Raw genomic sequence first — 9,160 nt, 5'->3', positions numbered from 1 at the left:
ACGAAGCTCTCGAGGTGTACCGTTGTAAAAAGAGCTTCTTGAGTGATATCAGCGCCACGCATGTCGGAGTAAGACCTAGTTTTTATCGTACGAGAATTTTATCAAAGCCGCTGATGATGCGGGACAATTTCAACAGCCTGCTAAAGAAACCGTCAGGAACGGGGTCCCCTCGCCTTCCTCGGTGCTCTGTTTTTCCAACTTTGCCAACAAAGCTTCGAGCGAACGTGAATTCACCTTTTTCAAAGTCGAAGCGGACATTCTTGATCTCCGGCAGCAGGCTGGAAACATTATGATAGGACGCCTCCAGAAGCCGGCGCAAATTATCCGTGTCGGAATCCCCGAAGCGCAGGGGCTGTATCCACTCCATTCCACCATCTGGATACTGCTGTCTTGGATGTGGGTGAAGATGCTTGGTGGAACCGAATTTCAAGGCGCTGGACAGCATATGCTCGGTGCGTCTCAGCAGGGCCGCGTCGCTCAATCCGTCGGGGTCGCCGATAAACACCTTGCCGTTGTTGTGGGCATAGTTGCCTACAATGGCATACAGTCTCCAACCGCCACCCAAACCAGCATCCAGACGGGATACATTGATCCATACTTCGCCGTCTCGGTTCTCCAGCACCTCCACCGGCTTGTACAGGGTCTTGCCATCCCTGCCCTGCTTTTGCTGGGGCACATTCAACAGCCAGTGCCGCGCCACCGCCTTGCCCCTTGCGCTGTCGTCCTCGTGAACCTGATCCAATTGAATGCCGGTATCCGTCTCGCGCAGAATGTCGGCGAAGTCTTTGGCTTCCGATGGCGGTACCCGGAACAGGTCGTCATGGCCCGCCAGTAGTTTCCAGAGGGCTACCACATAGTCGTTGGCACGGCGCTCCGCCGCATAGAGAACCCCTTGCGCTTTTCCTTTGCTTTCTTTCCCCCTTCTCTTGCCCTTGTTCCTCCGACGCAAGGCCCGCTTTCCCCTGGCCAGTAGCGCCACAATATCCGCTTCGGTCCACTTCGCAGTCAGACCCAGTTGACGCAACCAGCGGCGCACCACGGCGATGATGCGTTGCAGCAGGCTATTTTTTGGGTCGTTCTCCGCCAGGTGCGCCACATACTCATCCGCCACCCGGCGTCTGGCCTCGGGGCCACTCAACCCCTGCAGCTGACTGCGATATTTGCCTTCCAGCGTATCGCGCACATCAGACGGCATGTCCCGATAGATTTCGGTCAACACCAGATCCAGGCGCTTGCCGGTGACCGCGCGAATGCCCTTGTGACCGACCACCTCGTGCAGGTAGACACGCACGGCATCGGCAGGATTATTGAGGTTGCCCGCCACGATATAGGCGGTGCCGGTATCCGCGTGGTAAATGCCACGCACCCGCCCGGTGGCGCCATCCGACTCAATCTGCCGGCGCAGAGCCACAGGCAGCCCGGATTCATCGGCCACCACCTTGGCATCAACGCCTACCGATTGTTTAACGCGGCTCAGCGCGGCCTTGGCCAGTGCCGGTTGAATGCCCTTGCCGGTACCGAGCGCGTAAAGCGCTACGCCTTTGTCGGTGCTGCGGGTTTTCAGGGTGGAGAACAACTGATCAAACGCCTGCTTTACCGGCGCCATTTCAGATTCCAACAGATAGGGGTAGCGCTCCGGGTTGCGCTTGAACTGTTCGATACTGGCGACACTGGCCAGGTAATCGTTTTGCGCGCCGCTGTCCGCCAGTTTGGCAATCACATAGTTCTCGAAGGCCCGTGCGGCCCGCTCGATAATCCGCGACCAGTAACCATCGACCTTATCCTTGTCGATGATGGATGCGCGTGCGCGCATTGGCGAGGCGTTCAGCGTTTCAACCAGCTCCGCGAACACCATCTCCACGGCCGGTCGCACGCCCTCGACCTTTTGCCAATTGTCACGGTCAAACCGCGCCGGGATAAAACGCTGGCCCCGCGAGCCTTCGCCACCTTGCGCCATCGGCTCAAAATCCCTGGCCGGTAACGACATGCCATCACGCTTGTGCACGTAATAGGTTTCGGGGCTGTAGGTGATGTATGTGGCTCTCCGTAGCGTGCCGAGAAAGGGATCATTGCGTTGCGCTTGAAAATAGTAATCCAGGGCGTGAAACCATTCATGCGCCAGGGTGCCGGCCCCCTTGGTCTTGGTCAGGTTGATCACGAAGGTGTTGGGCTCGAAGTGCGCCGAGGCAGAACCCTTGCCCCTGGAACCGAACGCCAACCCCAGGCCACCATTAAGAGACAGCGCCAGCGGCGGGACATCGAGAATCGCCGCCAGGTCCATCAGCGCATCGTACGCCTGGTTGAGCAGCCCCTGGCGCTCGCGGCCATCCGCGCCCTGCCTGACCCAGTTGCCGAACTCGACACCGCGAAAGCCAAAGGTGTCCATAAACGCCTGTGGCTCCACATCCTCATCGCCGACGCGATGTTCAGCACCGACCCTCGGCGCCATTTCCAGAAGCCGTACGTCCCGCTTACCCACATTGTCCCGCGCTTTGACTTTCTCCCACTCCGCATTCAGCGCCGGGATGTTCGCGCGCTTGAACTTGAGCGCGTCCGCGCCGGCCTTGTCGCCGGTAAAGGTTTTCAGCGGGCGGTATTCCTTGTCGCCCTTGCGGACAATAGCGGCGTAATCCTTTCTCCCCCGAACCTCGAAGCGATCCAGTTCCTTGCGCGACGGTTCTTTGGCGGCGGACTGCAAGCGCTTCACCACTTGCGCAAACAGGCTTTTTGCGGGAATCCGGGCCTTGTCGCCATAGAAGCTTTCGTGGTGACCATCTATCTCCACGGACAGCATGGCTCGCGAAGGGGTTTGTTTGCCATCCCTGGTATAGGAGTGGGTCTCGGGGTGATAGCTAACCCGGCCAATGCGGCTCCAGTCGGACTTGTCCAGCGTCACCATCAGGCCGATCTTCTCCGCCAGGCCCGCAAGCGCGGAACTGCCACGCATACGCTTCAGCACGAGATCCGCATCAAGCTGGCCACGCTCAAACTGATCCAGCACATCCTGTTGGAGAAAGTCGCGCAAGGTTTCCACTTCCTCCACCCACCGCTTTCGCTTGTAAGGCTTTCGGGGCTTGGCGGGAATGGTGGCACGGACCGCATGGGCGAAAGCCTCGACAAACGGGTTGCCCAGATCCTGAAAAGCGTCCTTCGGCCAGATCTTGCCAAGGGGCTGATTGGCGAGGTCCCCGGACTTCAAAGCGGCGGTGCTGTTTTGGAATGCGTCCTTGCGCGCGCCGGCCATCTTCTCGCCAATGTCTTCGATTTTTTTACGCGGCTGCTCGCGTTTTTCTCTCCTGGACGGCTGGCGCTTTTTCGTTGCCGATGTCGATGCCGGAAAGGATTGGCTGACGGGCCTGGAAGTGTCGCCTTTGAGCCAGTCCTTGAATCCCGCCAACTCCATGGCCGTCACCGGCCCGACTTTCCACCCCTTGTCATAGGCACCCTTGTAACCGGCGATGGCCTTGGCTTTGTCACTGAATCCCAGCAGAACCTTGTGCTCATCGAAACTGCCGTCCCTGTTCACCTGATCCACCACAAACACCCGCTCCGAATCCACGTCCGGCCCCACAAAAACATCCACATGGTCGCCGTCGGCGCCTTCGGTTTTGCGGATATAGCCGTAATGATGAGGGAGTGTGTTTTGCCAACGCTTGCCGTCCGGGCTGGTCCCGGAGCGGACAGAACCGCGAGGATTTTCGATAGACAATTCCAGGCCGTGCAGCTTCAGTTTGCCGACCTTGTAGTTGCCCGCCTCCTTCTGCGCCTCCGTTGGTTCAGGCAGGTTGTTCAGCGGGCTGGTAGCGGCTTCGTTGGCAGCTGTTTCTATATCTTGGACAGAATCGCCGGGCGAAGCCCCCTGCTTTCCCCCCACTCCCTGCCCTGATTTTTCCACCTTGTCCCAGGCAGCCTGAATCTCCGCCTTCATGCCTTCAGCAGCCTGTTTTCCGAACCGACCCCGCGCATAGCTGCGCAATTTGTCCAGAGAGCCCATCCTGGCCGCCGTCTGTTCCAATATCGTGGCTGCGTCGCCCGTGCTGGATTCGGCCCCAGCCGGTGTTGTGTTTACGGGTTTGTCGACCTCTTTCCGAGCGCCATTTGGCTCAGCAACATCATTTTTCGGGGAGGTGGGGGCTTCCTCGGCGGCGACATCCATATCAGAAGTCGGAATGGCATCCGCCTCCGACTCCTCCAATGCTTTCTTGAGATCCGACTCGGACAGTTTCAACTCCTCAGTTTGAAACTCCTCAACCTCGGGCGCAGAGCCCTGGGTCTCGATCCGCGCGCCACGCTCTTCCAGGCGCTGAGCCAGGGAATCGATACGCGACGGCGGCTCGTAAGGAATACCCTCTTCCCGCCTTTCCAACGGCTCCAGGGACAGTGCAGCCCGGTCTTTACTGTCAATTTCAGACCGCTCGAACTCGATAGCGTTGCCGGGTTCGACCGCAGCCGGATCGACCTCCAGCGGCGCCATCGTCTGAGCATAGGGTGTATAGTCAACAGTACCCTCCGGCGGTGCGCCGGCCTCCGGCATGGTGGTACCATCCAGAGAGAGATCCACATCGAAATTGGGCGCTATCTGTTGGCGTGCAGCCTCCAGGCTTTGCACATAGGACGCTTCCTCGTTCATCTTGAGGATTTCCGCCTCAATCTCGGAGTTCAGTTCCTTCGTATTCAGTGTCCGGCGGTGCTTTCTGGCCTTTACCTCCGCCTCGATTTCCCGTGGAGTCCGCGACAAGGCCCCAAGGCCACCGCCAGCAATAGTGCCACCCAACCCTTCGGCCACCACCGCGTTGGCGAGCCCTGCAGAGGGATCATGTTCCACATCCGCTTCCTGAATGGAGTAACCGGCGGCAAGATGCTCCGCCGCGCCTTGCGCGGCTTCAGTCGGCATCTCAACCAAGGCGCCTTTGGCCGCGCGTACCGGTCGAGACCCCTGCAGTTTTCCGGTCAGCGCCTTGTCGATATATCGACCTGCCACTGTGCCCAGGAGCATTGCGGGAACGCCTGCCCGGTAGAGTCCCTTCTCGCCCAATATGGCAGCGGTCGCCTCGCGCGCCTGCTTGAACGCATCCCCGTGGTCCATTGCTCCCTTGTCACGCAGCCCCCAGTAAGTCTCTTGAAACAATGGCGCCTCGGTAAGGATTGCGGCCGGCATCTGCAGAATGTGATCTTCCACCTCCCGCGCCACCTGGCCCCCAACCATCGCACCCTCGGCCATGCCATAGCTCAGAGCCCCAACAACGGAATTGGTCGCAGCATCCCGAGCGGCATACTTCTTTTTCAATGCCGTGACTGCTTCCTCCCCACCTTCATCCGCTGCCTCTTTAAGACTACGCTCCCGCGCCGCTTTTATTCCTATCCTCTTGGAGATACTACCCAGCACTCCACTAATCACCCCTTTCAGCGGACCACCTGTGGACACCATGGACCCCATGGACCCGGCCACACTACCAATCAAGGCATTCCATGCGTGCGGATCTCCCCAGGCTTCTCCCGCCTCATACCGGCTGACAGGTTCTCCGCGCATATTCATTTGCGAGCGGCCCGGATCAACATCCACCGCCCACTGCTTCCACATTGCCTCTTTAGCATTACGACTGAGGTTTTCCCGACTACGGCTGGATGACTGGGCGAGTTCGTCCGACAGATCTCCTGCCGTCTCACTTCTGGCCAGAACCTCGACCGTTTTCAGTTCGCCGGCATAGCCGTCCTTCCAAGCACTCCAAGCATGGTTTTTCAGGTCTTCCAGCATTCCAGGCTGCGGCGCATCAGTATCAGTTGGAGCACTATCGGGCCGCTCCAATTGATCAAAGTAATCGCCCCCGGAAGCCTGTTGCTCCAGTTGGTCAAAATAATCAGGCATAACAGCCACCAGATTGAAGAAAGGAAAACCGCTGCCGAACAGCGCGGTCAATGAGGAAGATTAAACGCCCGGGCGGGGAACCTCGGGTAGATCGACAACCTGAGTTTCATCCGGGATCTCAAACCCTTCAGGCAGATAGCCGAATTTACTCAAAAACAGCGATGCTTGGTTTGGTTGCTGGTATAGACCCTGGACCTGACGCTCCGTTGGCGTGGGGTAGCCGGGCACTGTTCGAATATCCGGGTTTCCACCGGAAGCCATCTGTTGTCCACCACCCTGCTCGGCACCATACAGATTCAGGTATTCCTGAATAAAATACTGCCTGGCGCGCTCCCGACTGCCACCCCAGGGCTTAAAATCCGTACCGTCACTGGAGAAGTATCCCGCAGTCTCGTCGATACGAGTCTTCGCATAGGCTTCGGCCTTGGGCATCAATTCCGCTTTGCTGAGGGGCGCTTCAAGGGGAATCAACTGATTGGTTTTGGGATCGACACGCACCAATGTTTCGCTAAACCCGTCCTCTCCTTTCACGGTCTTAATAATCGGTTTTTCCGGTCCGCTCGGCTTTCTGGGGTCTTCCAAATATTGAATCCGCGCCGAAAGTGATTGGTGCTCATCGCTTCCTGGCTCTGCTTTCGCCCGTGCTATCAGCAGCTTTTCCAACTCGGTGGCGTTTTTATTGGGCTCGGGGTCTTTCAGCATCCCAAGTGCCTTCAACAGTGCACGCCGCTCTTTGGGATTGTTTTTGAGGATGTCTATCTGCCCTGCCCAACCCATACCCCGCTTCATCAATGGGTCTACCTGATACTGATGTACCGGGTCTTCCTGTGCCGTTGACTGCCGGTCCGTTTTGGGGACAATCTCACCGTTGCGCCGCATACCAATGACAACCGTACCCGGCTGCTTACCACGGGTCAGGAAAGCGACCCCCCCAAGTTCGTCGGCGACTTCACTGCCGCTGATCAGATCGGGGGAGGTCGCCTGTACCGCCTGCGCAACCTCCGGCGACTCCAACGGGAGTTGACCCTCTCGCAGTCCTTTCATGGTCTCCGGTAAAGACAGCAGTGCGGCCATCTCTGGCGTATCTGGATTACCGCCATATTCGATGATCGATGCAACCCGACCCAGTTGTTTTAGGTTGTACTCCGCCAGCTCCCGGTTGTATCGCTCAGTTTGGCGTGCATCCGCCAGACCTTGGCGCTGCCTCTGGTGAGCCAGTTCCTCTTCCGCCCGCGCATCCGCTTTAACCTGGCGATCCCGCTGAAGCCTCCGGTCCTTCACATTCTCCATAAAGCCAAAACCCTGCATAAAGCCATGGGCCGCATTGGCCGTGCTTAATCCAGCCATTCTGTTTCCCCTTAAAAAAGTTCACCGGTTGCCCAGCCAGCCAACGCGCCCAGGGCCGCCCCATACAACATCCCCATAGGCCCGGCAAAGGCACCAGTCTCAGCACCAGCGGCCATGGAGGCCCCAATACCGGCACCGGCACTGACATTGGTGGCCTTCTGCTGCTTTTCGGCCATTTCCAGCTGGTCGTTGCGCATGTCCCGCTCGCGCTCCTGCTGCGCAACCTGTTCCAGTCCCTGCATCGCGTCCCGCTTCACACCGCGACCAACACTGATTAATCCGTAACTTCCGCTCATGGTTAACGGCCCTCGCTAATCGCTTCTCTCAACCCGATGGCGCCCGTGCCGGACATGACCTGCTGCTGACGGTCCTGCACATGCATCCGGGTATTGTTTCTGGCTGCCAGCTTTGCGGCGGTTCCACTGGCTGCGTTGGAACGACTTTCGCTGGCCTGTTCCCGTGGACTCATCGACAAGCCAAAGCGACTGCGGTCCCGCTGCAGACTTTCCTTTGAAGTGGCAAAGCTCTGATCCATCGCCTCACCCGCCCGGTCCACCGCCTCGGTCACTGCCTCCGGGTTGGTGGCGAAGTCGATGGCCTTGTCCTCGTAAGGGGCAAAGCGTTTTAGATAATCCTGCCACTCGGCGCGGTAAATCCTGGCCAGTGTGTTCTCCGCACTGCCATCAAAATACACACCTCCCCGCCCGGAGTTAGCCCCATACGCTTGATCGCGCCTCTGATCCATTGCGTTATCGAATGCACCCATATTGAATTACCCCACTATCTGGCCGTAGTTGAGTCCAATATCGGCCGTCTGGTTTTCTGGAAGCGCCTCGGTCTCCAGTGCATAACCGGGCTTCATCGATTGCTTTCTATCGAGCCCATAGCTCGCCGCCGCCCCCGCAAGGGTGCCAACCGCTTGCTGAGTCAGGGCCGATTCATTAAACGCCTGGGCGGCATCGTCGGCCGCTTTATCGGCCGCAGCGTCAGCCAAACCACCCATGCCCGCTGTGGCTGTAGCCGACTTGCCCTGCCCCATGTTGACGATGTTCTGCAACCCGGTGACATACTGGTCCTTTTGGCTGTTGCAGGCACGGGTCACCGTCTCGCCGGTGGACTTCCCTTCGGCCACCGTCATCTGATTGGTGGCGGCTTTGAATTTGCCACTGTTGGGATTGATGCCTGCCGACACCAGATTGTCCTGAAGACCCGCCTTGGCCTCACTGAACTCGGCCCGGCTGTGCTGATTCGCCGATCCCTCGGCAAAATCCATGGCCGCTTCACTGTCCTGCGCGTCCACCCGGTCCATAAACGCCTGCTCCAGACCAGAGTATTTCTGCTGATAGTGATTCCACTTTTGCGCCACCACATCCGCAAAGGCTTTTTCGTCGGCGGTCTCTTTGATTTTATTGTCACCACCCTTATGGAATAACCGCCGCAATCTAAAGGGCTGAAAGTTGTCAAATTCTCCCGTACCGGGAAGCTGGTCGTACAGACCCTTGTCATCGGAATCAATGACCATGGAAAGTTTCACAAAGGCATCCTCCAGATCGTAAAATCGCCCTCGGTGCGATGGGGCTCAAACCCCAGACGCCGGGCCAATCGGTTTAGCGCCGGCAACACCGTCCAGAACTGTAAATACTTGGCGCCAACCGCCAGCGCCATTTGCTGTGCCTGCGGAAAGTGAGCGCGGATTGCATTGCCACCTTTACCTGACGCGGCCCAAACCTCGATCACCTTGTCCCCTTTCTCGATTCTTGGGCGCAGCACGCAAAAACTGTCATCGTCAGTCATTAGAAAGGCGCGACCATTGGCCACGCCGCATCGAATTTGTGTAAAAAGATCCGGCACACCACAGCGCGTACCGATTGCCTCGATTGGCTCCTGAAAGGCTGCCAACGTGCAAAAAGGTTGCAACACCAACATAGGCAATAGAGATTAAGCAGT

The 9,160-nt window shown here is 58.2% G+C and carries 6 protein-coding genes; all 6 read right to left on the bottom strand.

Annotation, left to right across the window (positions count from 1 at the left end; genetic code table 11):
- Window positions 1-82: 82 nt before the first annotated feature.
- The 6 genes from AB1S50_RS15515 to AB1S50_RS15490 are packed head-to-tail and all read right to left on the bottom strand — an operon-like array spanning window position 83 to window position 9,139.
- Window positions 83-5,866: an LPD1 domain-containing protein gene (locus AB1S50_RS15515; RefSeq protein WP_367151857.1), complete on the bottom strand. Its 5,784-nt coding sequence runs from the start codon at window positions 5,864-5,866 to the stop codon at window positions 83-85.
- Between the two features lie 60 nt (window positions 5,867-5,926).
- Window positions 5,927-7,213, bottom strand: a complete 1,287-nt coding sequence (locus tag AB1S50_RS15510) for a hypothetical protein (RefSeq protein ID WP_367151855.1) — start codon at window positions 7,211-7,213, stop codon at window positions 5,927-5,929.
- An 11-nt stretch (window positions 7,214-7,224) separates the two neighbouring features.
- The gene (locus tag AB1S50_RS15505; RefSeq protein ID WP_367151853.1) at window positions 7,225-7,509 is read right to left on the bottom strand and encodes a hypothetical protein; all 285 of its coding nucleotides are present in this window, start codon (window positions 7,507-7,509) and stop codon (window positions 7,225-7,227) included.
- Window positions 7,510-7,511: 2 nt separating this feature from the next.
- Entirely contained in the window at window positions 7,512-7,979 is a 468-nt protein-coding gene (locus tag AB1S50_RS15500) for a hypothetical protein (protein WP_367151852.1), read from the bottom strand.
- A 6-nt stretch (window positions 7,980-7,985) separates the two neighbouring features.
- Complete coding sequence (locus tag AB1S50_RS15495) at window positions 7,986-8,747, bottom strand: hypothetical protein (protein WP_367151851.1); 762 nt, start codon at window positions 8,745-8,747, stop codon at window positions 7,986-7,988.
- The gene (locus AB1S50_RS15490) at window positions 8,744-9,139 is read right to left on the bottom strand and encodes a hypothetical protein (RefSeq protein WP_367151850.1); all 396 of its coding nucleotides are present in this window, start codon (window positions 9,137-9,139) and stop codon (window positions 8,744-8,746) included. Before AB1S50_RS15490 ends, AB1S50_RS15495 begins: the two co-directional genes overlap by 4 nt.
- Between the last annotated feature and the right edge of the window lie 21 nt (window positions 9,140-9,160).

Origin of the sequence: Microbulbifer discodermiae (genome assembly GCF_040742695.1) — a bacterium.
Taxonomy (GTDB): domain Bacteria; phylum Pseudomonadota; class Gammaproteobacteria; order Pseudomonadales; family Cellvibrionaceae; genus Microbulbifer.
The sequence above is the reverse complement of the archived record's forward strand: the minus strand, read 5'-3'. Positions and strand labels throughout refer to the sequence as shown.